The 24,308-nt window shown below is 71.9% G+C and carries 22 protein-coding genes and 1 pseudogene; 19 read left to right on the top strand and 4 right to left on the bottom strand.

The genetic code is table 11. From position 1 onward, the window contains the following. Positions 1–9 precede the first annotated feature (9 nt). The 13 genes from ABT245_RS25340 to ABT245_RS25280 all read left to right on the top strand — a co-directional run bounded on the left by ABT245_RS25340 (position 10) and on the right by ABT245_RS25280 (position 12,528). The gene (locus tag ABT245_RS25340; RefSeq protein ID WP_351737255.1) at positions 10–891 is read left to right on the top strand and encodes a hypothetical protein; all 882 of its coding nucleotides are present in this window, start codon (positions 10–12) and stop codon (positions 889–891) included. Further along, positions 888–2,195, top strand: a complete 1,308-nt coding sequence (locus ABT245_RS25335; protein WP_351737253.1) for a TadA family conjugal transfer-associated ATPase — start codon at positions 888–890, stop codon at positions 2,193–2,195. Before ABT245_RS25340 ends, ABT245_RS25335 begins: the two co-directional genes overlap by 4 nt. 2 nt (positions 2,196–2,197) lie before the next feature. Continuing rightward, entirely contained in the window at positions 2,198–3,256 is a 1,059-nt protein-coding gene (locus tag ABT245_RS25330; protein WP_351737251.1) for a type II secretion system F family protein, read from the top strand. Next, positions 3,253–4,173: a type II secretion system F family protein gene (locus ABT245_RS25325; protein ID WP_351737249.1), complete on the top strand. Its 921-nt coding sequence runs from the start codon at positions 3,253–3,255 to the stop codon at positions 4,171–4,173. Before ABT245_RS25330 ends, ABT245_RS25325 begins: the two co-directional genes overlap by 4 nt. A gap of 133 nt (positions 4,174–4,306) precedes the next feature. After that, positions 4,307–4,558, top strand: a complete 252-nt coding sequence (locus ABT245_RS25320; RefSeq protein ID WP_351737247.1) for a hypothetical protein — start codon at positions 4,307–4,309, stop codon at positions 4,556–4,558. A 146-nt stretch (positions 4,559–4,704) separates the two neighbouring features. Then, positions 4,705–5,184 carry a TadE family protein gene (locus ABT245_RS25315; protein WP_502982187.1) on the top strand — a complete coding sequence of 160 codons (480 nt, stop codon included), beginning with the start codon at positions 4,705–4,707 and terminating at the stop codon, positions 5,182–5,184. After that, positions 5,185–5,619 carry a TadE/TadG family type IV pilus assembly protein gene (locus tag ABT245_RS25310; RefSeq protein WP_351737245.1) on the top strand — a complete coding sequence of 145 codons (435 nt, stop codon included), beginning with the start codon at positions 5,185–5,187 and terminating at the stop codon, positions 5,617–5,619. After that, on the top strand, positions 5,616–6,077 hold the full coding sequence (locus ABT245_RS25305; RefSeq protein ID WP_351737243.1) for a TadE/TadG family type IV pilus assembly protein: 462 nt from the start codon (positions 5,616–5,618) through the stop codon (positions 6,075–6,077). The genes ABT245_RS25310 and ABT245_RS25305 overlap by 4 nt, the downstream gene beginning before the upstream one ends. Positions 6,078–6,108: 31 nt before the next feature. Then, positions 6,109–6,336 carry a hypothetical protein gene (locus ABT245_RS25300; RefSeq protein ID WP_351737241.1) on the top strand — a complete coding sequence of 76 codons (228 nt, stop codon included), beginning with the start codon at positions 6,109–6,111 and terminating at the stop codon, positions 6,334–6,336. Positions 6,337–6,675: 339 nt separating this feature from the next. Further along, complete coding sequence (locus ABT245_RS25295) at positions 6,676–9,648, top strand: BTAD domain-containing putative transcriptional regulator (protein ID WP_351737239.1); 2,973 nt, start codon at positions 6,676–6,678, stop codon at positions 9,646–9,648. Then, positions 9,645–10,745, top strand: coding sequence for a prepilin peptidase (locus ABT245_RS25290; protein ID WP_351737237.1), 1,101 nt, complete (start codon positions 9,645–9,647; stop codon positions 10,743–10,745). The genes ABT245_RS25295 and ABT245_RS25290 overlap by 4 nt, the downstream gene beginning before the upstream one ends. A gap of 119 nt (positions 10,746–10,864) precedes the next feature. Continuing rightward, positions 10,865–12,064 carry a cyclic dehypoxanthinyl futalosine synthase gene (mqnC, locus tag ABT245_RS25285; protein WP_351737235.1) on the top strand — a complete coding sequence of 400 codons (1,200 nt, stop codon included), beginning with the start codon at positions 10,865–10,867 and terminating at the stop codon, positions 12,062–12,064. A gap of 17 nt (positions 12,065–12,081) precedes the next feature. Then, positions 12,082–12,528, top strand: a complete 447-nt coding sequence (locus ABT245_RS25280; RefSeq protein ID WP_351737233.1) for an imidazolonepropionase-like domain-containing protein — start codon at positions 12,082–12,084, stop codon at positions 12,526–12,528. 66 nt (positions 12,529–12,594) lie between these two features. Here ABT245_RS25280 and ABT245_RS25275 read toward each other — a convergent pair whose 3' ends face one another. Then, on the bottom strand, positions 12,595–13,647 hold the full coding sequence (locus tag ABT245_RS25275; protein WP_351737231.1) for a chitinase: 1,053 nt from the start codon (positions 13,645–13,647) through the stop codon (positions 12,595–12,597). 329 nt (positions 13,648–13,976) lie between these two features. On the opposite strand from ABT245_RS25275, the gene ABT245_RS25270 reads away from it, so the two are divergent. Genes ABT245_RS25270 through ABT245_RS25255 form a run of 4 tightly spaced genes read left to right on the top strand, consistent with a single transcriptional unit; the run spans position 13,977 to position 18,640 of the window. Beyond that, a complete protein-coding gene (locus ABT245_RS25270; RefSeq protein WP_351737229.1) occupies positions 13,977–14,417 on the top strand; it encodes a hypothetical protein in 441 nt (146 codons plus the stop codon). 18 nt (positions 14,418–14,435) lie between these two features. Then, positions 14,436–16,736 carry a bifunctional polysaccharide deacetylase/glycosyltransferase family 2 protein gene (locus ABT245_RS25265; RefSeq protein WP_351737227.1) on the top strand — a complete coding sequence of 767 codons (2,301 nt, stop codon included), beginning with the start codon at positions 14,436–14,438 and terminating at the stop codon, positions 16,734–16,736. Then, a complete protein-coding gene (locus ABT245_RS25260; RefSeq protein ID WP_502982186.1) occupies positions 16,737–17,891 on the top strand; it encodes an acyltransferase family protein in 1,155 nt (384 codons plus the stop codon). Between the two features lie 53 nt (positions 17,892–17,944). Next, positions 17,945–18,640, top strand: a complete 696-nt coding sequence (locus tag ABT245_RS25255; protein ID WP_351737225.1) for a demethylmenaquinone methyltransferase — start codon at positions 17,945–17,947, stop codon at positions 18,638–18,640. Positions 18,641–18,653: 13 nt separating this feature from the next. Here the strand turns inward: ABT245_RS25255 and ABT245_RS25250 are convergent, their stop codons facing one another. Beyond that, the gene (locus ABT245_RS25250; protein ID WP_351737223.1) at positions 18,654–18,989 is read right to left on the bottom strand and encodes a PASTA domain-containing protein; all 336 of its coding nucleotides are present in this window, start codon (positions 18,987–18,989) and stop codon (positions 18,654–18,656) included. A gap of 253 nt (positions 18,990–19,242) precedes the next feature. Between ABT245_RS25250 and ABT245_RS25245 the strand changes: the two genes are divergently transcribed. Further along, positions 19,243–20,577 carry a geranylgeranyl reductase family protein gene (locus ABT245_RS25245; RefSeq protein WP_351737221.1) on the top strand — a complete coding sequence of 445 codons (1,335 nt, stop codon included), beginning with the start codon at positions 19,243–19,245 and terminating at the stop codon, positions 20,575–20,577. Positions 20,578–20,832: 255 nt separating this feature from the next. Here the strand turns inward: ABT245_RS25245 and ABT245_RS25240 are convergent. Then, positions 20,833–21,192 (bottom strand): annotated as a pseudogene (locus ABT245_RS25240) (peptide deformylase); the annotation flags it as partial. An 89-nt stretch (positions 21,193–21,281) separates the two neighbouring features. Here ABT245_RS25240 and ABT245_RS25235 point away from each other — a divergent pair. Continuing rightward, positions 21,282–23,108 (top strand): hydroxysqualene dehydroxylase, encoded by a 1,827-nt coding sequence (locus tag ABT245_RS25235; protein ID WP_351737219.1) that lies wholly within the window; start codon positions 21,282–21,284, stop codon positions 23,106–23,108. Between the two features lie 54 nt (positions 23,109–23,162). Here the strand turns inward: ABT245_RS25235 and ABT245_RS25230 are convergent, their stop codons facing one another. Beyond that, positions 23,163–24,008, bottom strand: a complete 846-nt coding sequence (locus ABT245_RS25230) for a C40 family peptidase (RefSeq protein ID WP_351737217.1) — start codon at positions 24,006–24,008, stop codon at positions 23,163–23,165. Between the last annotated feature and the right edge of the window lie 300 nt (positions 24,009–24,308).

The following is a 24,308-nucleotide window of genomic DNA, read 5'->3' as shown; positions in this document are numbered from 1 at the left end:
ACCCACCCCATGGCGCTCATCGCTCTCGCCGCCGACAAGGGTTCCCCCGGCGTCACCACCGCGGCCGTCGCCCTCGCGGCGGTCTGGCCCCGGCGCGCACTGCTCGCCGAGGCCGACCCGGCGGGCGGTGACCTGGTCTACCGCAGCGCCGCCGCGCACGGCGGACCGCTCAACCCGAACACCGGCATGCTGTCCATAGCCGCCACCGCCCGCCGGGGCCTGGTGCCCGACCAACTCTGGGACCACGTACAGCCGTTGAGCGGCGGACTCGAAGTGCTCGTGGGGCTCGGCATCGCCGAGCAGGCCGCCGGTCTCGCCGGGCTCTGGCCCACGCTCGGGCACGCCTTCGCCTCCCTCGCGGACTCCCCGAACGCGCCCGCCGACGTCCTCGCGGACTGCGGGCGCATCAGCGGGGACACCCCGGCCGTGGAGCTGTTCCCGCACGCGGCTCTCGTCCTGCTCGTCTCGCGCACCGAACCCGAGTCGCTGGCCCGCGTCCGGGACCGGGCCGCCGCCCTCTCCGCCAAGCTGCACGGCGGTCCGCGGGGCGCCGCGGCCCTCGCCACCCCGCTCATCGGCGTCGTCCTGATCGCCGACCCGAACGGCTCCGCGAAGATCGCCGGCCAGGTCAACGACATGCTGGTGCACGCCCAGACCGGCGCCCGGGTGGTCGGCACCCTCGCGGACGACCCCACCGGCGCCGACCAGTTGGCCGGCCGCAAGCGAGGCCGCCTCGACAAGTCCCTGCTGATCCGCTCCGCCCGCAAGGTGACCGCCGACCTGTACCAGCAGTACGGCGCCGCCTGGGCCGCCGCCGCCCAGGCTCACCAGTCCCAACAGCCCCAGCAGGCGCAGCGGCCCCAGCAGGGTCACGCGGGGGCCGGCCGGTGACCGCTGTCGACCACCAGTTGGTCAAGCGGTTCCGGCAGGACGCCGGCGACCGTATCGCCGAACAGCGCCGTCTCGACCAGGTGGGCGGCGTCTCGCCGATGTCCACGGAGGACGAACGGCAGTACGCGCGCGCGGTCATCGCCCAGATCCTGGAGGAGTACGCCCGCACCGAGATCAACGCGGGCCGTACGCCCCTCGACGCCGAGACCGAGGAGCAGTACGCGGCCGCCGTGCACGCGGCGCTCTTCGGCGTGGGCAGGCTCCAGCCCCTGCTGGACGACCCCGACGTCGAGAACATCGACATCAACGGCTGCGACCAGGTCTTCGTCGGATACTCGGACGGGCGGGAGGTCAAGGGCGATCCGGTCGCCGAGACCGACGAGGAACTGATCGAGCTGATCCAGGTGCTGGGCGCCTACTCCGGTCTGTCCTCCCGGCCCTTCGACTCCGCCAACCCACAGCTCGACCTGCGGCTGCCCGACGGCTCCCGGCTCTCCGCCGTCATGGACGTCGCCCGGCGGCCCGCGCTGTCCATCCGGCGCGCCCGCATGGGCAAGGTGTTCATCTCCGACCTCGTCGGCAACGGCACCCTGGGCCCGGAGCTGGGGCACTTCCTCGCCTGCGCGGTCCGCGCCCGCAAGAACATCATGATCGCCGGGGCCACCAACGCGGGCAAGACCACTCTGCTGCGCGCCCTGGCCAACGAGATCCCGCCGAACGAGCGGCTCATCACCGTCGAACGCGCCCTGGAACTCGGGCTCGACACCTTCCCCGAACTGCACCCCAACGTCGTGGCGTTCGAGGAACGGCTGCCCAACTCCGAGGGCCAGGGCGCCATCGGCATGGCCGAACTGGTCCGCCGCTCGCTGCGTATGAACCCCTCCCGGGTGATCGTCGGCGAGGTGCTCGGCGACGAGATCGTCACCATGCTCAACGCGATGTCGCAGGGCAACGACGGCTCGCTGTCCACGATCCACGCCAACAGCTCCAGCGAGGTCTTCAACCGCATCTCCACCTACGCGTTGCAGGCATCCGAGCGGCTGCCCATCGAGGCCAGCCAGATGCTGATCGCGGGCGCGGTGAACTTCGTCGTCTTCATCCAGCGGCGCAACGACTACCAGAGCGGGGGCCGGCTCCAGCGCATGGTCACCTCCGTCCGCGAGGTCAACGGCGTCGACGGCCGGGTGCTGTCCAGCGAGGTGTTCGCGCAGACCCCCGACGGCCGGGTCGTACCGCACGCGCCCATAGCCTGCCTGGAGGACCTGATGGCCTACGGCTACCAGCCGCACGGGGTGTGGGGGTGACCATGACGCACTTCACCGCCGGCGCGGCCACGCACACGGCGCTCGGCTCGCTCGGCTCCATGGGCGGCCTCTTCTCCTCCACCGTCCTGTACTCGATCGGCAGCGGCGTCGCCGTCGGCGGCGGACTCGCGCTGCTGATGCTCGCCGTACGCGGCCTGCCCGCCAAGCCCGCGCACGAGAAGCAGAAGGCCGACGAGCGGTTCGCCGAGCTGATCCGGTTCGCCGGACAGCGCGGCTCGCTCGCCGCCATCGTGGGCCTCGCCGTGCTGCTGCTGACCCGTTGGGCGGTGGCCGGACTCGCGGCCGGTGTCCTCGTCTTCTTCTGGGACCGTCTCTTCGGCGGCGCCGCGGAGGAACGGGCCGCCATGCGCCGGGTGGAGGCCCTTGCCTCCTGGACGGAGTCGCTGCGTGACACCATCGCGGGCGCGGTCGGCCTGGAGCAGGCCATCCCGGCGTCCGCGCGCGCCGCGGCCCCCGTCCTGCGTCCCCATCTCGACGCCCTCGTCGACCGGTTGCGCTCCCGCACCCCGCTGCCCGAGGCGCTTCAGCACCTCGCCGACGAGATCGACGACGCGTCCGCCGACATCATCGTGGCCGCGCTGATCCTCAACGCCCGGCTGCGCGGCCCCGGTCTGCGCCAGGTGCTCGGCGCGCTCGCCAAGTCGGCGCGCGAGGAGGTCGACATGCGCCAGCGGGTGATGGCACAGCGCGCCTCCACCCGCCGCTCGGTGCAGATCGTCGTCGCGGTGTCCATCGCCTTCGTCCTCGGCCTCGCCATCTTCAACCGCGACTTCGTGTCCCCGTACGGAACCTCGGTCGGCCAGCTCGTACTCGCCCTCGTCTGCGCCCTGTTCGCCCTCGGCTTCTGGTGGCTGCGCAAGCTGTCCACGATCGAGACGCCCGAACGCTTCCTGGTCCGAGACGAGTCCTCGGTGCAGTTCGTACGGCCTCGTACCGCCGCGCCCGGCACACAGCAGCCCACGCAGACCCAACAGCCCCAACAGCCCCAGCAGTCCCCGCCGTTCCAGTCGTTCTCGTCGGAAGAAGGTGCACGCCGGTGAACCTGACGATGCCGATCCTGGTCGGCGTGGTCTTCGGACTGGGTGTCTACGTCCTCGTCCGCGCCCTGATGCCGTCGAAGCGGAGCGCGGTCGCCCAGGTCGCCCGCATCGACGCGATGCGGGCCCGGGGCGCGGCGTACGAGTCGGCGCGGCAGACCGAGGACACCGGGCGTCTCGGCTCGCTGCGTGCCGAAATCGGCGCCCGCGTCTCCGAGTTCTATCTGCACCAGGGCTGGGAGCAGCGCTCGCTGCGCGCCGACCTCGCGGTCCTCGACCGCAGCTGGGAGAAGTTCCTGGCGACGAAGGTGCTGCTGGCCACGGCCGGGCTGTTCTTCGGGCCGTTCCTGTTCGCGGTGGTCTACACGCTGGGCTTCGGCCGCAGCCCGCTCATCCCGGTCTGGCTGGCCCTGTTGTGCGGGGCGCTGTTCTTCTTCCTGCCCGATCTGGAGGTACGGCGGGACGCCGCCGAGAAGCGCCGGGACCTGCGGCGGGTGATCGGCGCCTATCTGGACCTGGTGTCGATGAGCCTGGCCGGCGGCCGGGGCCTGCCCGAGGCGCTGATGGCGGCGGCCGAGGTGTCCGACGGCTGGGCCAACCGGCGCATCCGCAGCGCCCTGGCCGACGCCCGGATCACCGGCATCAGCCAGTGGCAGGCGCTCGGGCAACTCGGCGAGGAACTGGGCGTGGAGGAACTGAAGGACCTCTCGGCCTCGTTGGCGCTGGTCGCGGACGACGGCGCCAAGGTGCGTGAATCGCTCGCCTCGCGCGCCGAGACCATGCGGCACCGCGAACTCGCCGAGATCGAAGGCAGCGCGGGCGAGAAGTCGCAGTCGATGCTCGTGGCGCAACTGCTGCTGTGCGCCGGCTTCCTGGTGTTCCTGATCTTCCCTGCGGCGATGCGGGTGTTCCAGGTGTGAACCGAGCAAGAGGTACGCATCGTCCTACGATCCGTGGCCCGGGGCCGCCACAGCCGCCCTTGTTTCCCCAGCTTCCATCGCTCCACTGCCCGAACCGCCAGCCGAGTTGAGCTGAGTTGAGAGGACGACTCCCATGACCGAACGCACCGTCCGCACCGGAATCCCGGCGGTGGACTTCCTGGTCACCTTCCTACAGGGCCGCGTGCAGCGCGCCCGCTCCGGCGAACTGGACCGCGGCGCCTCCGCCGTCGAGTGGGTCATCATCTCCGCGGTCGTGGTGGCGATCGTCGGCGTGGTGGCTGCGATCATCAATGCCGCGCTGAGCGAGGGCGCGAACAAGGTCGGCGACTGCATCAAGGGCGCCGACGCGGGCAAGACCTGCTGACCGCACACACGACGCGGGACGACGACGAGACGAAGGGACGACTCGACGCGGCCCCGGACGGGCCGAGCCGACTCGCCACGAGGCACGAGGCACGAGGCACGAGGCACGACGCACGAGGCACGAGGCACGACGTACGACTACGACGCATGACGTACGACGCACGACGACGGGGGTTGATGGTGGGCGTGGGCAGATGGGCGCGCCGCCGGGCGCGGGCCGCGCGCGGTGAGGCCGGTGACTCCGGCATGACCGCGATCGAGTTCGTGCTGCTCACCCCCGTCCTGTTCTTCATGATCTTCGCCACGGTGCAGTTCGCGTTGTACTTCTTCGCCGACCACGTGGCCCAGGCGGCGGCCCAGGCGGGCGCCCGCAAGGCCCGCGCCACGGCCGACGAGCAGCCGGGCGGCTGGCGGGGCGAGGCGCGTGACGTCGTCGACTCCTACATCCGCCAACTCGGCCCGCAACTCGTGCTGGCACCGGACGTGAAGCTGCTCCAGCCCGAGCCGAACACGGTCGGTGTGGAGATCTCCGCTCGGGTGCCCACGGTGTTCCCCGGCCTCGATCTGACGGTGCACGCGCGGTCCTTTGGGCCGGTGGAGCGATTCGTCCCGGAAGGGGGCAACTGAATGCCCACTCCCCGCTGCTTCGCCGCCTTCGGACGACCGGCCGCAGGCGACCGCGGCCTGTCGACGGTCGAGGTCGTGATCCTGGCCCCGGTGATGATCCTGTTCATCCTGGTCCTGGTGGCCTTCGGGCAACTGGTCGACGGACGGGGCGCGTTGGACGGCGCGGCGCGCGACGCGGCGCGCGCAGGCTCGATCCAGAAGGACCACGCCACCGCCCTGGCCGAGGCCCGCAGGGCCGCCGAGGCGGACCTGGCCGACATCTGCTCCGGGCCGGTGTCCGTCGTCCAGACCAGCCAGGGGTTCGAGCCCGACACCATCTTCACGGTCGAGGTGAGCTGTCAGGTGCGGGGCCTGGCCATGCTGGGCCTGGACGTGCCGACCCGGCTGTCGGCGAGCTTCAGTTCCCCGCTGGATCCGTTCCGGAGGACGGCGTGAGGACAGTCGTACGTGCGTGGTGGTCCGCCCGCCGGTCGAGGCTGGACGACCGGGGTTCCGGCGCCGGCGCGGTGATCATCTTCGCCCTTGTCTTCCTGTCCCTGTCGGCGTTCGTGATCGACGGCGGCCTGTCCATCTCGAAGCGGGAACGCGCCGCCGACATCGCGGAACAGGCGGCCCGCTACGCCGCCCAGGACATCGACAAGGAAGCCCTCTACGACAACCAGGGCGGCCCCGCACCGATCAACTACCAGAACTGCGACGCGCGGGTGAAGACCTTCGCCCGCGAGATGGACATGACCGGCCCCGACATCGCCGCGAGCCACTGCGTGGCGGCCGACGCCCAACAGGTCGAGGTAGAGGTGCAGTTGACCTACCGGCCGGTGTTCACCGGCATGCTCTACGGCGGAGACGTCGTCGTACACGGCCGCGCCCAGGCGGAGAACCAGGTGGGCTGAGGCGGCGGACGGAAGGAGGGGAGAGCCACAGGTGAGCGACCGGCGGGCGGACATCGACCCGATCAGGGAGTGCTCCCCGGCACCGACCCGGACCCGGGACACCTTCGCCGAGCGGGCCAGACCCGCCGAAGGGTACGGCGTCGGGGAGACCGGCTCGCAGAAGGTGCCGGACGCGTTCGAGACGTTCGGCGGCAACCGGCCGATCCATTCGCAGGAACCCGACCGAGGAACCGGGCGAGCGGTACGCCCGTGGCGGTGAGCGGGCCGAGGTCCGCGTCCTGATGCGGGACCTGAAGCGCGCCGCCGCCAACGGTCGGGCAGCGGGCGCACTCCGGGCTCGGACCCCGGACAAGGGGTGCGGGGCGGGCGTTCGGGCGCTGGTGGGGATGGTGTGGGGATCGTGGAGGAGCGGGGCATGGCGGGCGCGCAGGGCGGACGGGCAACGGGTGCATACCGGGCATTCGGTGAACTGGGCTGCCTGAGCGCCGGGTTCGGCCGCCGTCCGGGCTTCGACGGTGTCGGTCCGAGTCCATAGGATCTCTGTACGTTCCACCCGCCCCCGACCCACGCCTCCCCCACACGACCCAGGACACCCGCCATGGCGCGACGCAGCACATCAAGCTCGACGGGAAGCCCGACGGGCCCGAGGAATCGGACACCGCAGCCGGTACGCGTGCGGCGCCGTACCTTCGGGGACTTCGTCAAGGCGTTCCTCGCGTTCATCGCCCTGCTCGTGCTCGTCGTCGGCGTCCCCGGCGCCCTCGCCCTCACCGTCGGCTGGCCGCTGCCGAGCGGGGCGCCGAAGCTGGAGTGGCTGCAACAGGAGATCACCGTCCAGACCTTCCTGAACGTGCTGACGGTGATCGTGTGGCTCGCCTGGGCCCAGTTCACCGCCTGCGTGCTCGTGGAGGCCAAGGCCGCGCTGTCCGGCGTGGGCCTGGCCGGACGCGTCCCCGGCGCCGGCCCCAGCCAGCTGCTCGCCCGCCAACTCGTCGCCGCGCTGCTGCTGGTCGGCGCCACCGCGGCCAGCCTCACCCCCGGCCTGTCACAGCTGGGGCACAGCCTGGAGGGCAACCAGAAGGGTACGGTGGCCGCCGCACAGCAGACCCCGGGACTCTTCGCCCAGCAGCAGGAGCAGGCAGCCGGCACCGCCGCCGCCCTCGCCGAGCAGGCCGCGCACGCCGCCGCCCACGCGGACACCGGCGCCGCCTCCGCCAGGGACGGTGGAACGAAGTACTACCGGATCCAGCCGCCCGAGGGACGCCACCACGACTCCCTGTGGGAGATAGCGCAGCGCCACCTCGGCGACGGCCGTCGCTACAAGGAGATCTACGAACTCAACAAGGACCGCGTCCAGCCCGACGGTTCGCGGCTGTCCGAGGCGAGCCTGATCAGGCCCGGCTGGATCATGGAGATGCCCGCCGACGCACGCGGCGGCGAACTGGTCGAGATGCCCGACGCCCAGGTCTCCCCGGACGTCCAGCAGCAGATCCACGACTACGCCAGGACCGGGGACCAGGGGCACGCCCAGGAGGGCGGCGGCAGCGGCGGCGCGGACGCCTCCCAGACCTCGCCGCCCGGGCAGCGGCCCGGCACGGACGCCGACGCCGGGCACGGGGAGGCGCACGAGCGCGGGCGGCAGCACGCCAGCCCCGCCCAGCACGGCGCCGGCAGCCGCGCCGTCGAGGGTTTTGGCCTGCCCGAAGCCCTCATCGGCGCGCCCCTCCTCGCCGCCGGCCTGCTCGGCGCCCTCGGACGTCGGCGCCGGCAGGCGCTGTGGCAGTCGGCGCTCGGGGCCGTCGGCGGCCGGCGCGGCACGGAGCCGCCCACGCCGTCCGGCGACGCCCAGGACGTACAGGACGCGCTGCTGGTCGGCGCCGACCCCGAGGGCGTACGGCTGCTGGACCGGTCGCTGCGCGGCCTGGCCGCCGGCCTCGCCGCCGAGTCGCGGGCCCTGCCCGTCGTCTACGCCGCCTGGCTGAGCAGCGGCGACCTGCACCTCCAGCTCGCCCAGCCGGCCGGGAAGCCGCCCGCGCCCTGGCGGCCCGGGCAGGACCAGACGTTCTGGACGCTCGGCCGGGCCGACGCCGAGCGGTACGAGGACGTGGACACCGCGGCGCCCTACCCGGGTCTCGTCAGCCTCGGCACCATGGACGACTCCCGGCTGCTGCTCAACCTGGAGGCGGTGCCCGGCATCGTCTCGCTCAGCGGACGCGAGGCCGACCGGGCCGCCGTGTTCGCCTCGGTCGCCGCCGAACTCGCCACCAACGGCTGGTCGGACCGCATGACCATCACCCTCGTCGGCTTCGGCGCGGACCTCACTCCGCTCGCCCCGAACCGGCTGCGCCACCTCGACGGGATCGAAGCGCTCATCGAGACCATGGAGGCCGAGACCCGGCAGCGCCGCGGGGCCTTGGGCGCCGCCGGGCACGACTCCGTCCTCACCGGCCGTACCGGGCCCGCCCAGCACACCCGTTGGGCGCCGCACCTGGTGCTGCTCGCCGCACAGCCCTCCGCCGAGGACGCGCTCCGCCTCGCCGAACTCGCCGCCGACGCAGGCCGCCTCGGCATCGGCTACCTGGTCGGCACCGAGACCGGCGAACTGCCCGGCGCCGCCTGGGAGATGGAGATCACGACCGAGGGCAGGCTGCTCGCTCCGCTGCTCGGCCTCGAGCTGGAAGCCCAGATGCTGCCCGCCGTCCAGCAGCGCGCCCTCGTCGAGCTGTTCGTGGAGGCCGATCCCGAACACGATCCGGACGGCCCGGTCAACGCCCCGCCGTTCCTCGTGGACATCAGCGAGCAGGGGCGGCCCGCGGTGTACGCCCGTCTCGTCGGACCGTACGAGATCATCGGCCTGGACACCCCGGACGGGGAGCGCAGCGCGCTGCTCCACGAGGCGCTGGCGCTGCTGCTCCTGCACCGCGAGGGCGTCCACCCGCGTGTGCTGGCCTCCGCGCTGTGGCCGCGCGGTGTCACCGAGGACGTGCGGGACGCGCTTGTCGAGCGGCTGCGCGGCTGGCTCGGCAGCGACCCGGACGGCACGGCACGCCTCGGCACCGACGGGACCGGCCGATTGACGCTCGCCAAGTCCGTCGTCTCCGACCTGGACGTGCTGCGTTCCCTCTATCACGAGGCCACGCAGGGCAAGGGCGTGGACAGCCGGGCCGTGCGCGGACGGCTGCTCACCGACGCGCTGGTCCTGGTCCGCGGGCCGCTGCTCGCGGACCGCCCCGAGGACCGCTACCGCTGGCTCACCCACGAGATCATCGACGCCCGACTCCCGCTGCTGGTCGCCGACATCGGGCTCGCGCTGTCCGCGTTCCACCTGGAGAAGGACCGCGCGGAGAAGGCGATCGAGGCGCTGGACGCGGCGCTGCGGACCGCGCCGTCCGACGAGCGGCTGTGGAACGAGCTGCTGCGCGCCACCCACGCCACCGGTGAACCCGCCCGGGTCCGTTCGCTCGCCGCCGACCTTCTCGCCCGCAGCGGCGCCCGCGGCCTGCCGCCGCGCACGGAAGCGCTCCTAGACGAGCTGCTGCCGTCGTGGCGCGACGGCGCCGCCGCGGGATGAGCGACTTCGCGACGATCGTCGCCGCCGCGCTGTGGGGTGCGGCGGCCGGTGCGCTGCTGCCCCGGGCCGCCTACCGCTTCTCCGCCCCGGCGGGCGAGCCATGGCACCACCTCTGCCCGTCCGGCCACCCGGTACGGCGCTGGCTGGGCCCGGCCCACTGCACCGCCTGCGTCACCCTCCCGGGAGACCCGGGCCCCCTGCCCACCGAGGCCCCCCCTCCGAACGAGAGGCCCGGCATACCCGCGAACGGCCCGCGCACGGACGGCCGGGACTCGAACGGCGCAGGCGCCAACGGCTCGTACCGGGACGGCCCGGATGCGAACGGCCCGGGCGCGAACGGACCGGGCGCGAACGGACCGGGCGCGAACGGACCGGACACGAATGGGCCGGCCACCGACGACTCGGCCGCGAACGGTCCGTATCCGGACCGCCTGGACGCGAACGGCCCGGCGGCCCCGGACAGCGCGGACACCGACAGCCCGGACGCGAACGGCGCGGCGGCCGACGGCCCGTACCCGGATGGGCGTGTGCGGCGCGGTGGTGGCGTGGGTCGGTACGGTCCTCGTGGCCCCGTTCTCGCCGGTGTGACCGCGCTGCTCTGCGCCGCTCTCGCCGCCGCCACCGGCACCCGTCCCGAACTCGGCGTCTGGCTGCTGCTCGCGCCCGTCGGAGTGCTGCTCGCGGTCGTGGACCTCCGGGTGCGGCGGCTGCCGGACCCGCTGACCCTGCCGCTGGCCGCCGCCACGCTCGGCCTGCTCGCCCTGGCGGCCCTCGTGCCCGAGCACGCCGGCCACTGGCTCACCGCGCTCTACGGCGCCCTCGCGCTCGGCGGCGGCTACTTCGTGCTGTTCCTGATCAACCCCGGCGGCATGGGCTTCGGCGATGTGAAGCTGGCCCTCGGCGCGGGCGCGGCGCTCGGCTGGTACGGCTGGCCGACCCTGCTGCTCGGCACCTTCGCCGGCTTCCTGTTCGGCGCGGTGTACGCCGGCGCCCTCGTGGCCGGCCGACGGGCGGACCGCAAGACGGCGATCCCGTTCGGACCGTTCCTGATCGCCGGCGCGTACGCGGGCGTGCTGATCGGCGCGTACACGGCCTGAAGTCGGGCCGGTGAGGGGCCTGGCGTAGGCTGGTTCGGTCCGCCCGCCCGTCCGCCACCACCCTTGTACCGAGCGCTTCGCGCGCACCTTTTGATTTCCTTGACGAAAGGGACGCCCCGGTGACCGAGAAGGCCGACCTCCAGTCCGTCCTCGACCGCGCCGCCGCCGGGGGGCGGATCACCCCCGAGGAAGCGCTCGACCTCTACCGCGACGCCCCGCTGCACGCGCTGGGCGCCGCCGCGGACGCGGTACGCCGGCGCAAGTACGCGGGCATCGAGCACATCGCGACGTACATCATCGAGCGCAACATCAACTACACCAACGTCTGCGTGACCGCGTGCAAGTTCTGCGCCTTCTACGCCGCCCCCAAGGACACCGCCAAGGGCTGGACCCGCGACCTCGACGACATCCTGCGGCGCTGCGCTGAGACCGTCGAACTGGGCGGCACGCAGATCATGTTCCAGGGCGGGCACCACCCCGACTACGGCGTCGAGTACTACGAGAAGCACTTCAGGGCCATCAAGGAGGCGTTCCCCCAGCTGGTGATCCACTCGCTGGGCGCCTCGGAGGTCGAGCACATGGCCCGGATCTCCGGGGTGACGGTCGAGGAGGCCATCACCCGGATCCACGAGGCGGGCCTCGACTCCTTCGCGGGCGCGGGCGCCGAACTGCTGCCGGAGCGTCCGCGCAAGGCCATCGCGCCGCTGAAGGAGAGCGGCGAGCGCTGGCTGGAGATCATGGAGACCGCGCACCGGCTGGGCGTGGAGTCCACGTCGACCATGCTGATGGGCACGGGCGAGACCAACACCGAGCGGATCGAGCACCTGCGGATGATCCGGGACGTGCAGGACCGCACGGGCGGCTTCCGGGCCTTCATCCCGTACACCTACCAGCCCGAGAACAACCATCTGAAGGGCCGCACCCAGGCCACGCTCTTCGAGTACCTGCGGATGATCGCGATCGCCCGTGTCTTCCTCGACAACGTCCAGCACATCCAGGGTTCCTGGCTGACCACGGGCAAGGAGGCCGGCCAGCTGTCCCTGCACTACGGCGCCGACGACCTCGGCTCGATCATGCTGGAGGAGAACGTGGTCTCCTCCGCGGGCGCCAGGCACCGCTCCAACCGGCTGGAGATCATCGACCTGATCCGCAAGGCGGGCCGGGTCCCGGCGCAGCGCGCGACGACGTACGAGCATCTCGTCGTGCACGACGACCCGGCGAACGACCCCGTCGACGAGCGGGTGATGTCGCACATCTCCTCCACGGCCATCGACGGCGGCACGGCCCACCCCGAACTGAAGCTGCTCGCGTCCAACTGACCGGGCGGAGGAGCGAGATGGAGACCATCCACGCGGCCGACCGGGTGTATGTGACCTGGGGGTCGGCGCCGGTGGAGAACGGTGCCGTCGTGGTGGGGAACGACCGGATCGGCGCGGTGGGGACGTTCGAGGACCTGCGGGAGCGCTACCCGGGCGCGCGGGTGCGCAGATGGCACGGCGCGCTGGGCCCTGCCCGCGTCCACGAAGGACCGCTCCCGGACGCCCCGAGCCCGCGCGAACGCGTCCACGCGGTGCTGAAGCTCGGCGCGGTGGCGGTCCTCGCGGAGCACGTCGACTCACCTGAACTGCGTGCCGCCGCCGAGCGGAACGACGTGGTGGTGCTGCCGGGTCCCGGGCCGACCGCGCTCCGTCCGACGGGGCGCGCCGATCTAGCCGTCCTGGACGACTCCGGCGCCTGTATCGCGACGGTCTGCGCGGGCCGCCTCGTGCACCGCAGGCGTTGAGCGGGCGCCCGTTCGGTCGCCGAGGCGCCGTCCGTCGGCCGCCGGGAGGGCGGTCCGCGGCCGGGTTCAGCCCGCGAACGCCGTCGCGAAGGCTCCCGTCCGCTGGGGTACGCCGCTGCAGTTCGTCGCCGCCTTCTCCTGCGCCGACGTCTGGTCCGCGCACTGCCGGTCGCGGAACGTCGCCCACATCGACACCCAGGCCATCTCCTTCTCCTTCGCGAACGTACGCACCTGTGCCGCGTCGGAGAGCGTGAACGTCTCACCGGAGACGTCGTTGACGCCGATCATCGAGGTCAGGGCCATGCCCCGCCAGGCGCCCGCGTCGGTCAGTCCGAAGACCTTCTTCAGTTGAGTGTGCGCGGCCTTCGCGGAGGCGAGGGCGTAGCCGCCCATGTCGCCCGTGAACGACTCGCCGTAGTTCATGGTCATGATGTTGACCGTCGACACCTGGACGTCGTGCGTGTTCGCGGACTCCAGCAGGGCGAGGCCCTCGGAGTCGAGCCCGGACGGCATCACCGGCAGGGTGAAGGAGACCTTCAGACCGGCGCGTTCCTTCTGCAACAGCGCTATCGCCGCCGAGCGCCGGTCGACCGAGGCGGAGTCGGCGAGCGTGTCGCCCTCGATGTCGAAGTCGGCCTGGTCGGCACCGGCCGCGTCCAGCGCCGCGCCATAGGCCGCCGCCAGTTCGGACGCACTGGCGCAGGTCCGTGCGAGTTCCGTCCCGGACGCCCCGCCGAAGGAGACCCGGACCGTCGCGCCGTCCCGCTTCAGCCGGGAGACACGGGAGGCCACCGCGGAGTCGGTGACCGACCGCGTGCCGTTCCACTTCGGCGTGCAGCCGCTGCCGTCCGAGAGTACGAAGGCGAGGTTGTACGTCGTCGGAGCGCCTGTGGCGTCGTTGCCGGACGCCTCGGTGGCGCTGACGTAGGGGGCGTAGGCGGTGCCGTGGGAAGCCGAAGAGCCCGTAGATCCCGTCGAGCCCGTAGAGCCGGTCGCGGCGGGCGTGCCGGTCGCGGCGGGTGCCGCGTCGGATGTGCCGCCGGAGCCCCCGGAGCATCCCGTGACGGCCAGTGCGATCACACCGGCGAACCCGGCCGCCGGCCTCAGGAATCTCCCCATCGCGCATGCTCCTGCTCTCGTGATGTCGGTCTCATGATCCGTCTCCGGACGGTATCCGACCGCCTTTTCCGAGGGGAAATGTCTCACACTCGTCCGGCCGCCCGCCGGGCTTCTGGTCACAGGCCACCCACGGTCAACTCGCTGACAAAGACGAGCAAATCGGGGGAATCGGGCATTTAATTCGGGTAATTGGGATTCAATCTCCGGGCGGGATCCAGGTGGTCGTCCCGGGAACCTCTGAGGAAAGTGACAGGTTGGCCGTTTCCTCATGGGCAGTTCACAACAATTCCAGAGAACGGGACACATAAATGCTCCCTAATATCCGGGGAATGCATTCCGAGACTGTCATCGAAAGCCGTGCCGCCGGGCGCGGTCGCCGCCGCAAACGCGGCAACGGCCCCGCTCAGGGGCCCGTGTTCGTGGATGCCTCCGGACGCCGGTCGAAGGTGCTGCGCCGCCTCGGCGTCCTCCTCGGAGTCGTCTGTCTCGCGTACGCGGGCGTGCTCGGCGCCGCCTTCATGGGCTGGGGCACCTCGCTCAACCCGTCCTCCCTGCTCCCCTTCGCGGACGGCAAAAGCGGGCGGGTTCCCGACAGCGGGCAGGTTCCCGAGGGCTTCGGGCCGCGCGGCGGTGCCGGCAGCCGGGCCGGTCTGTCCGGCGCCGAGCCGTCGGCGCCTCCCTCGGGCGCCGCCGTCCCCTCGCCGACCCCTTCCTCGTCCTCGTCCTCGTCCTCGTCCTCTTCCTCCGCCCCGTCCGCGGCGGCCGACTGACCGGAACACAGCCACCCCATGACCCATCAGACGCCCTCCCGGGGCCGGCGCCGCGCCCCCACCCGTATGGAGCGCGCGGCCGGCCGCGCCGCGGCCCTGCACAAGCCGCGCGTCATCCTCGCCCTGTTGCTCCTGCTCGCGCTGACCTGTGTGCTGCTCCTCGACGGCTATCTGCGCGCCGAGGTCGGCGGCGACCAGCGGGTGCGCACCGGGGCCGCCTCAGGCGACGTACCGGACACGGTGCTCGACGGCGGCCCCATCCTCACCTTCCGGGACGGCCGGGCGACCTCCGTGTCCGTCCCGGCCAAGACCATCGCGCTCACCTTCGACGACGGACCCGACCCGACCTGGACACCCAAGGTCCTCGCGATCCTGCGCAAGTACGAGGTACCCGGCACGTTCTTCCTCGTCGGCTCGATGGTGTCGCGCCATCCCGGCATCGTGCGGACCATGGTCGACCAGGGCAACGAGGTCGGCATCCACACGTTCACGCATGTCGACCTGTCCTACCAGAGCGACGCGCGCATCAAGCGTGAGATGGAGCAGACGCAACTCGCCCTCGCGGGCGCCGCGGGCATCACCACGACCCTCTTCCGCGCGCCGTACTCGTCGGAGACCGACGCCATCGACAACTACAGCTGGCCCGTCTACAAGAAGCTCGGCGCCGACGGCTACACCAGCGTCTTCGTCGACACCGACAGCGACGACTGGAAACGGCCGGGCGTCTCGAAGATCGTCAAGTGGGCCACGCCGAAGAAGGGCAAGGGCGCCGTGGTCCTCTTCCACGACGCGGGCGGCGAGCGCTCCCAGACCATCGCCGCGCTGCCGCGCTACATCGAGAAGATGCGCGCGAAGGGCTACACCTTCACCACCGTCAGCGGCGTCCTGGGACAGCGGAACGCGACGGCGACCGGGGCGGCCGGCACGGCGCGGGACGGCGGCGCCGACGGTGCGGGCGGCGCCGACGGTGCGGGCGGCGCTGACGGTGCGGGCGGCGCGTCCGGGGCCTCCGTCGTCTCCGGGGCGCAGGCCGCCCACCACATCGCCACCGGCACGACCCTCTACGAGGGCAGGGCGCTCATCGCGGCGGTGGCCGTCGCCGAGTGGACCGTGCCCACACTGTCCGTCGGACTGATCGTCATCGGCGTCGCCGTGCTGGGCCGCTTCGCGATGATGCTGGTCCTCGCCCGGCGCCACCACAGGCAGCGCAACCGGCGCCGGTTCGGCTGGGGCCCGCCGGTCACCCGCCCGGTGAGCGTGATCGTCCCGGCGTACAACGAGAAGGAGTGCATCGCCGCCACCCTCGGATCGCTGGCGAGGAGCACCCATCCCATCGAGATCATCGTGGTGGACGACGGCTCGACCGACGGCACCGCCGACATCGCCGAGTCCCTCGGCCTGCCGAACCTCAGGGTCGTCCGGCAGGAGAACGCCGGCAAACCGGCGGCCCTCAACAACGGCGTCCGGCACGCCGCTCACGACATCGTCGTGATGATGGACGGCGACACCGTCTTCGAGCCGGACACCGTAGGGCAGCTCGTGCAACCCTTCGCGGATCCGGAGGTCGGCGCGGTCGCCGGCAACGCCAAGGTCGGCAACCGCAACACGGTCATCGGGGCCTGGCAGCACATCGAGTACGTGATGGGCTTCAACCTGGACCGGCGCATGTACGACCTGCTGCGCTGCATGCCGACGATCCCCGGCGCGATCGGCGCCTTCCGCCGCGAGGCGGTGCTGGAGGCCGGCGGAATGAGCCATGACACGCTCGCCGAGGACACCGACATCACCATCGCCCTGCACCGCGCGGGATGGCGGGTCGTCTACCAGGAGCACGCCAGGGCCTGGACGGAGGCGCCCGGTTCGCTGGGCCAGCTGTGGTCACAACGCTACCGCTGGTCGTACGGCACCATGCAGGCGCTGTGGAAGCACCGCAAGTCCCTGACGGACCGGGGGCCTTCGGGACGGTTCGGCCGGGTCGGCATGCCGCTGGTGGTGCTCTTCCAGATCGTCACCCCGCTCTTCGCCCCGCTCATCGACGTGTTCACCGTCTACTCGATGCTCTTCATCGACTTCCGGGCCGCCCTGCTGGCCTGGCTCGCGGTCCTCGGCGTCCAACTGCTGTGCGCCGCCTACGCCTTCCGGCTGGACCGGGAGAAGTACCGATATCTGCTGATGATGCCGCTCCAGCAACTGGCCTACCGGCAGTTGATGTACCTCGTCCTCATTCATTCCTGCGTCACCGCCCTCACCGGCGGCCGGCTGCGCTGGCAGAAGCTGAAGCGGACCGGCGAGGTCGGCACCGCGGCGGGAGTGGGCTGAGTGGGCGCGCACAGCAAGGGCGGAACCCGGTCGCCGGTGCCGGCCGCGGCGCAGGCCCCGGAGCCCGATGCCGGCCCGGAGCCCGGCCGGCCGCCGCAGGCGGTGCCCTCGCGGCCGCGGACGGCCCAGCGGGACCGGTACTTCGACACCCTGCGCGCGGTCGCCCTCGTCCGCGTCGTCACGTACCACACCTTCGGCTGGGCCTGGTGCGGCATGGTCTTCCCATCCATGGGGATCATGTTCGGCCTGGCCGGCACCCTGATGGCCAGGTCTCTGGAGCGGCCCGCGCGCACGGTGCTCGTGAGCCGGCTGCGCAGACTCCTCCCGCCGTTCTGGTTCTGGGGCTTCTTCGTCGTCCTCGCGATGCTGGTGCACGGCTGGATGCCGGGCTGGCGGATCGTCTACTGGATCGTGCCGCTCGGCGATCCCCCGGGCGACGCGTGGGCCGAGCAGATCTGGGAGATCCTCTGGTATCTGCGGACGTACCTCTGGTTCGTGCTGCTCTCCCCGGCCCTGCTCTGGCTGTTCCGCAGGGCCCCGGTCCCGGTCCTGCTGCTGTCCCTCGCGCCCGTCTCGGTGCTGACCTTCCTGTGGTCGCCCCCGGACGACCGGCTGGGCAGCGCCCTGTGGGATCTGTCGACGTACCTGTTCTGCTGGCTCCTGGGCTTCGCCCACCGCGACGGGCTGCTCCGGCGGCTCCCGTCGGCCGTCGTCGTCGCCCTCTCGCTCGCCGCGCTCGGCTACGGCGGCTGGTACGCCCTTGCGCACCAGGCCGAGTCCGGCACGTACGACCTGGACGAGATCCCGCTGGCGCAGGCCTTCTGGTCGGCCGGGTTCGTCACCTTGCTGATGTGGGCGAAGGCGTACTTCCGGATCGACTTCGCGTGGCTCACCCGGCTGCGCCGGACCGACCGGCTCGTGACGGTCTTCAACGCCCGCGCGGTGACGATCTACCTCTGGCACGAGATCGCCCTCGTCCTCGCCGTACCGCTGATCGACCGGTTCTGGGACGTGCCCGCCTTCGAGAGGTATCTGCCGCTGGACAGCCAGTGGTTCATGTTCGGCATCGGCTGGATCCTGATCGCGGTCTTCGTCCTGCTGTGCGGCTGGATGGAGGACGTGGCGGCGCGCAAGCGGCCGAGGCTGCTGCCGTGACGCCGCCGAGGGCGCCGCGCGGGCGGCACACCCCCTGCTGCCACAATGGGCGGGTGACCCGCGCATCCCTGGACAAGCAGCCGCACGAAGTCGCCTCGATGTTCGACGTCGTGGCGCAACGCTACGACCTGACCAACGATGTCCTGTCGCTCGGCCAGGACCGGCGCTGGCGCAAGGAGGTCGCGAGCGCGGTCGACGCGCGCCCCGCGCAGAAGGTCCTGGACCTCGCGGCGGGCACGGCCACCTCGTCGCTGCCCTTCACCCGGACCGGCGCCTACGTCGTCCCCTGCGACTTCTCCCTCGGCATGCTCCAGGTCGGCAAGAAGCGGCACGCCTGGCTGCCCTTCACCGCGGGCGACGCGACACGGCTGCCGTTCAGGGACGACACCTTCGACGCCGTGACGATCTCCTTCGGACTGCGCAACGTGCAGGACACGGACGCCGCGCTGCGCGAGATGCACCGGGTGACCCGGCCCGGCGGGCGCGTCGTGATCTGCGAGTTCTCGCATCCCACGTGGGCGCCCTTCCGTACCGTCTACACCGAGTACCTGATGCGCGCGCTGCCGCCGGTGGCGCGGGCGGTCTCCTCCAGCCCGGACGCCTACGTCTATCTCGCCGAGTCCATCCGTGCCTGGCCCGACCAGGCCGGGCTGGCCGAGCGGCTGCGCCGGGCGGGCTGGTCGAAGGTGGCCTGGCGCAACCTCACCGGCGGCGTGGTGGCCCTGCACCGGGGCTTCAAGGAGTCCTGACCCGCGCCGCCCGCTACCGGTTGGTCATCTGGAAGGCGCCGCCCGGTTCGTCCAGTTCCCGTTGCAGCCCGCCCGTGGGTGGTCGCGGGATGCGTGGCTCGCGGACGCCTCCTCCGCCGTCGCCCTCGCCGAAGTCGAACCACACGTACACCATCGACTCCCGCGGCACCTCGGCACCGGGCTGCGGGTACTGGCGCACGACGTAGTCGACGACCGTGCGGTGGAAATCCGGCCGGTCCGGCGCGGTGAGGAGCAGGCCCTGTGCCTGGGCCCGCTCGCGCGCGTCCACGGCCATCAGGCCGACGAGGCGCGGGACGCGTACCTCGGGTGTTTTGGGTGTTATGTGCACAGATGTCACCCCCAGCGGTACTCGAAGGGTAACCCCGGCGCAGGGTGCCCGGAAGCGCCAGGTGTCTTTCTGTGACAGACGACTACCGTCCGTCACGAATCAAGGTCTGTCCGGGATCAAGGCCCGTCAGGGATCAAGGTCCGCCCTGGATCAAGGTCTGTCACGGGTCAACGTCTGTCTCGGCTCAAGGGGAAGCGGTCGGTTCACGGGGCAGCCCTCGGCCGGGTGATCGGTGCCGCTGAATAGACTGCCCATGTCCAGTGCCGGTCGGCACGCACCGTACGAACCTGGGGGAGATCCCGCCGTGACCGAGCCCCTCTCCGACAACACCGCCGATGTGATCGTCGTCGGCGCGGGGCCAGCCGGCTCCACGACCGCGTACCACCTCGCCAGGGCCGGACTCGACGTACTCCTGCTGGAGAAGACCGAGTTCCCGCGGGAGAAGGTCTGCGGCGACGGCCTCACCCCGCGCGCCGTCAAGCAGCTCGTGTCGATGGGCATCGACATCTCCGAGGAGGCCGGCTGGCTGCGCAACAAGGGCCTGAGGATCATCGGCGGCGGGGTCCGCCTCCAGATGGAGTGGCCGGACCTCGCCTCCTTCCCGGACTACGGACTGGTCCGCAAACGCGACGACTTCGACGAGCAGCTGGCCCGCCAGGCGCAGAAGGCGGGCGCCCGGCTGTACGAGCGCTGCAACGTCTCCGGCCCGATCGTCGACGACCGCACCGGCCGCATCACCGGTGTGAAGGCCAAGCTCGGCGAGGAGAAGCGGGAGGTCACCTTCCACGCGCCGCTGGTGGTCGCCGCCGACGGCAACTCCACCCGCCTGTCCCTCGCGATGGGACTGCACCGCCGCGAGGACCGCCCGATGGGCGTCGCCGTCCGTACGTACTTCACCTCCCCGCGTCACGACGACGACTACCTGGAGTCCTGGCTGGAGCTGTGGGACCGGCGCGGCCCGCAGGACCGGCTGCTGCCCGGCTACGGCTGGATTTTCGGCATGGGCGACGGCACCTCCAACGTCGGCCTGGGCGTGCTCAACACCTCCGCCTCCTTCAAGGACCTGGACTGGCGGGAGATCCTCAAGGCCTGGTGCGCGTCCATGCCGGAGGACTGGGGCTATACCCCGGAGAACATGACCGGCCCGATCCGCGGCGCCGCGCTCCCCATGGCCTTCAACCGCCAGCCGCACTACACCAAGGGCCTGCTGCTCGTCGGCGACGCCGGCGGCCTGGTGAACCCGTTCAACGGCGAGGGCATCGCCTACGCCATGGAATCCGGCCAGATCGCCGCCGAGGTCATCGCCCAGGCACACGCCCGGGCCACGCCGGGCCAGCGCGAACTGGCACTCCAGCGCTACCCGCGCGTCCTCAAGGACACCTACGGCGGCTACTACACGCTGGGCCGCGCCTTCGTGAAGCTCATCGGCAACCCCAAGGTCATGCAGATCGCCACCCAGCGCGGTCTGACCCACCCGATCCTCATGAGGTTCGCCCTGAAGCTCCTGGCCAACCTCACCGACCCGACCGGCGGCGACGCGATGGACCGCATCATCAACGGCCTGACCAAGGTAACCCCAAGGGCCTGACCCCACCCCACCCGGCTTACGCGGGGCCCCGCAAGCCGTTCGGCCCCCGGGCCAGGCCCAGGCCGGGCCCGCACGAGCCCGCTTGCGGGGCCCGCCCGACTTGTGCGGCCCGGGGTGCCGCCGACTCGCGTGGGGCTCCGACCGGTTTGCGCGGGCGCTGAGGCCTGACCGGGGCTCCGCCGGCGTGTCCGGGCCCCTGGGCGCTGAGAGCCTGACCCGGGCCCCCAGCCGACTGGTACGGGGACCCGGGCGCTGACAGCCCTCGTCCCCGTCGAGCAGCCGCCGGCCGGCCGGGTCGATGCCGTCCAGCACGGGGTTGGCGATGTGCCCGACATGCCGGCCACCGTCGTCGTCGGGGCAGTCGTAGACGAACAGCCTGAGGCCGACGCCGACTTGGTTCGCCGCCAGCCCGGCGCCCTCGGCGACGTACATGGTCAGGAACATGTCGGCGATGAGCGCGGCGAGGTCGGGCCCGAACTCGGTGACGTCCCGGCAGGGCTTGTGCAGGACCTCCTCGCCGACCTCGGTGATCCGCCGGACCACACCCCGCCCGGCCTCGGGCGCGAGCCGCGGATACGAGTCGACGGGCCTGCCCTGGACGAAGACGCTGGGCATCTCCTGCCTCCTTGTGTTTGTGAGGATGCTGTGGGTGACGGCACTTCGGGGTTCCGGCCTGCCGGGCCCGTGCCTACCCTCCGGTTCTCATGACAACAGAACACGCCCAGCACCAGGGGCGCATCGGACACTCCCGCAGACGCTTCCTGGCCGCCGCGGGCGGGATGGCGGCCGGGGGAGCGGCCGCAGCCCTGGGCACGGCGGGACGCGCCGCCGCGGCCCCCGGCGCCGCAGGCAAGCGTGTCGCCGTCCTGGGCGGCGGCGTCTCGGGCCTCAGCGCCGCCCACGAGCTGGCCGAACGCGGCTACGCCGTCACCGTCTACGAGTACTACGACGCCCTCGGCGGCAAGGCCCGCTCGATGGACGTCCCCGGCACGGGCACCGACGGCCGCGGGCCGCTCCCCGGCGAGCATGGCTTCCGGTTCTTCCCCGGCTTCTACCGGAACCTGCCGGACACGATGCGCCGTATCCCCTTCCCCGGCAACGCGGGCGGAGTCCACGACAACCTCCGCAGCGGCACGGAGGCGCTGTTCGCGCGCGGCGCCGGCCGTCCCGATCTGCACTTCCCGCTGCGCCGCGCCACCACCCCGCCCGCGCCGGGCGACCTCACCCCCTCCTGGATCCGCGACCAGATCCTGTCCGTCCTCGACCTCGGCACCCGCCTGCCCGCCCACGAGGCCGCCTACTTCGCCGGCCGCCTCCTGGTCCACCTCACCAGCTGCGACGCCCGCCGCGAGGGCCAGTGGGAGAAGGTCGCGTGGTGGGACTTCATCCGGGCCGGCGAGATGAGCCGCGAGTACCAGGTGCTCCTCGGCATCGGCCAGACCCGCAACCTGGTCGCCACCCGCGCCGAGATCGCCTCCACGCGCACGGTCGGCCGGGTCATCATCGAGGCCCTGCTGCTGTGGGGACTGCTGGGCCGGGGCATGGACGGCGACGCCGACGTCGACCGCGTCCTCAACGCCCCCACGAGCGAGGCGTGGATCGATCCCTGGGAGACCTATCTGCGCTCCCGGGGCGTCGAGTTCGTGCTCGGCACCGAGGTGCGCGAGGTGGTCTACGAGGGCGGCCGGGTGACCGGGGTGCGCCTGCACGCGCGTGAGGGCGGCGCGGAGCGCACCGTCACCGCCGACCACTACGTCTCCGCGCTCCCCGTCGAACACGCCCGCGCGACCTGGGGACGGGCCCTGCGCGCCGCCGACCCCCAGCTGGGCCGGTGCGACGCGCTGAAGACGGACTGGATGACCGGCGTCATGTTCTATCTGCGCACCCCGACGCCCGTCGTGCACGGGCACATCAACTGCATGGACTCGCCCTGGGCGGTGACCGCCATCGGGCAGGCCCAGTTCTGGGACCGGCGGGACTTCGCGCGTGACTACGGGGACGGGCAGGCCCACGACTGCCTGTCGGCCATCGTCTCGGAGTGGGACAAGCCCGGCATCCTGTACGGCAAGACGGCCCGTGAGTGCACCCGGGAGGAGATCGTCGCCGAACTGTGGGCGCAGCTGAAGGACGGGCTGAACGACTCGGGCAAGACCACGCTCACGGACGGGGACCGGCTCGGCTGGTTCATGGACCCCGCGGTGACGGGGCTCGGCGGCCCCGACCCGCGAAACCGCGAGCAGCTGCTCATCCATCCCACGGGCACGCTCTACAACCGCCCGTCGGCGAGGACCGCCGTGCCGAACTTCTTCCTCGCGGGTGACTATGTCCGCACGGATGTGGACCTGGCGACGATGGAGGGCGCCAACGAGTCGGCGCGACGGGCCGTCAACGCGCTCCTGGATGCGGACAATTCGGACGCGGAACGCTGCCGGCTGTGGGAGCTGTTCCGTCCGCCGGAGCTGGAACCCGTCAAGCGCCTCGACGAGGTGCGCTACCGGCTCGGCCTGCCCAACACCTTCGATCTGGGGTGAGGTCTGAGGGCCGCAGTCCCCGAGCGGCTGCGGCCCTCACGGAAGCGGGTGTGCTCAGAGCACCAGTACCGCGCCGGACGGCGGGTCGTACGACAGCGGCCTCTCGACGACGCCCGTGGAGGGGTTCTGCGCGCCGACGAACATGCCGTCCCCGACGTACACCCCCACGTGGTAGGCGCTGCCCGCGCCGCCCCAGTACAGGATGTCGCCGGGCTGGAGGTTGCTCAGCGAGACCTGGGTGCCCGCGGTCGACTGGTCCTGGGAGACGCGCGGCAGGCTGATGCCGACCTGCTTGAAGGCGGTCTGCACGAGCCCGGAGCAGTCGTAGGCGGACGGGCCGGTGGCGCCGGAGACATACGCCTTGCCGACCTGGGCCTTCACGAACGAGATGACCGCGGCGGCCGAACCGGTCGCCGTGGAGCTGCCGGTGGAGACGCTCGCGGAGGCGCCCGAGCCGGAGACGCTCGTGGAGGCGGACGCGGACGCGGAGGCGCTCAGGGTGGTCCGCTGGGCGGTGCGTGAGGCGCGTTCGGCGGCGGCCTTGCGGGCGGCCTCCGCGGCCTTCTTCTTCGCCTCGGCCTTCTTCTTGGCGTCGGCGAGGTCCGCCTTGGCCTGCTTCGCGGCCTTTGCGGCGGCCGCGTCGCGTTCGGCCTGGAGCTGGTAGTTCGCGGCGGCCTGCTGCGTCACCTCCGCGGACTGTGCGACCTGGACGGCCATGTCGGCCGTCAGGGTGGGCAGTTCGAGGGTCTGCGTCACGGGTTCGGCGGCGTTCGCCGAGCCGGACGCACCGGCGACTGCCAGGGTGCCGAGGACGCCACCGGCAACTCCGGCCCGCATCGCTACTTTCGAGGCACTGCGGCGGGGCTTCCGGTGGCTGGGTATGTGAGCGGTGTGGGACATGGGACCAAGCGGTACCAGGGGCTGCTTCATATCTTCAAGAAACGTGTGCTCTGCCACAGTTACTCAATCGCGACGACGAATCCCGGGCGTGTCGCTCTTTATTGACGCCGTAACGGACATTGCGGACGCAGGTGATCAAGCCCATGATCATGGACTTTCGTTAATACGCCCGAATTGCCCCGCACCTACCATCCGTTGAGGCCCAGGCCAAGCCTCGCTCTCAGGCGGCTCTCATCAATGTGGCGGAGGTCACGGAACGATTACCGCCGTGGTCGCGTCTGGTGTCCGGTTTGCGCCCCG

It is taken from the genome of Streptomyces sp. NPDC001508 (assembly GCF_040298665.1).
Taxonomy (GTDB): Bacteria; Actinomycetota; Actinomycetes; order Streptomycetales; family Streptomycetaceae; genus Streptomyces.
The sequence above is the reverse complement of the archived record's forward strand: the minus strand, read 5'-3'. Positions and strand labels throughout refer to the sequence as shown.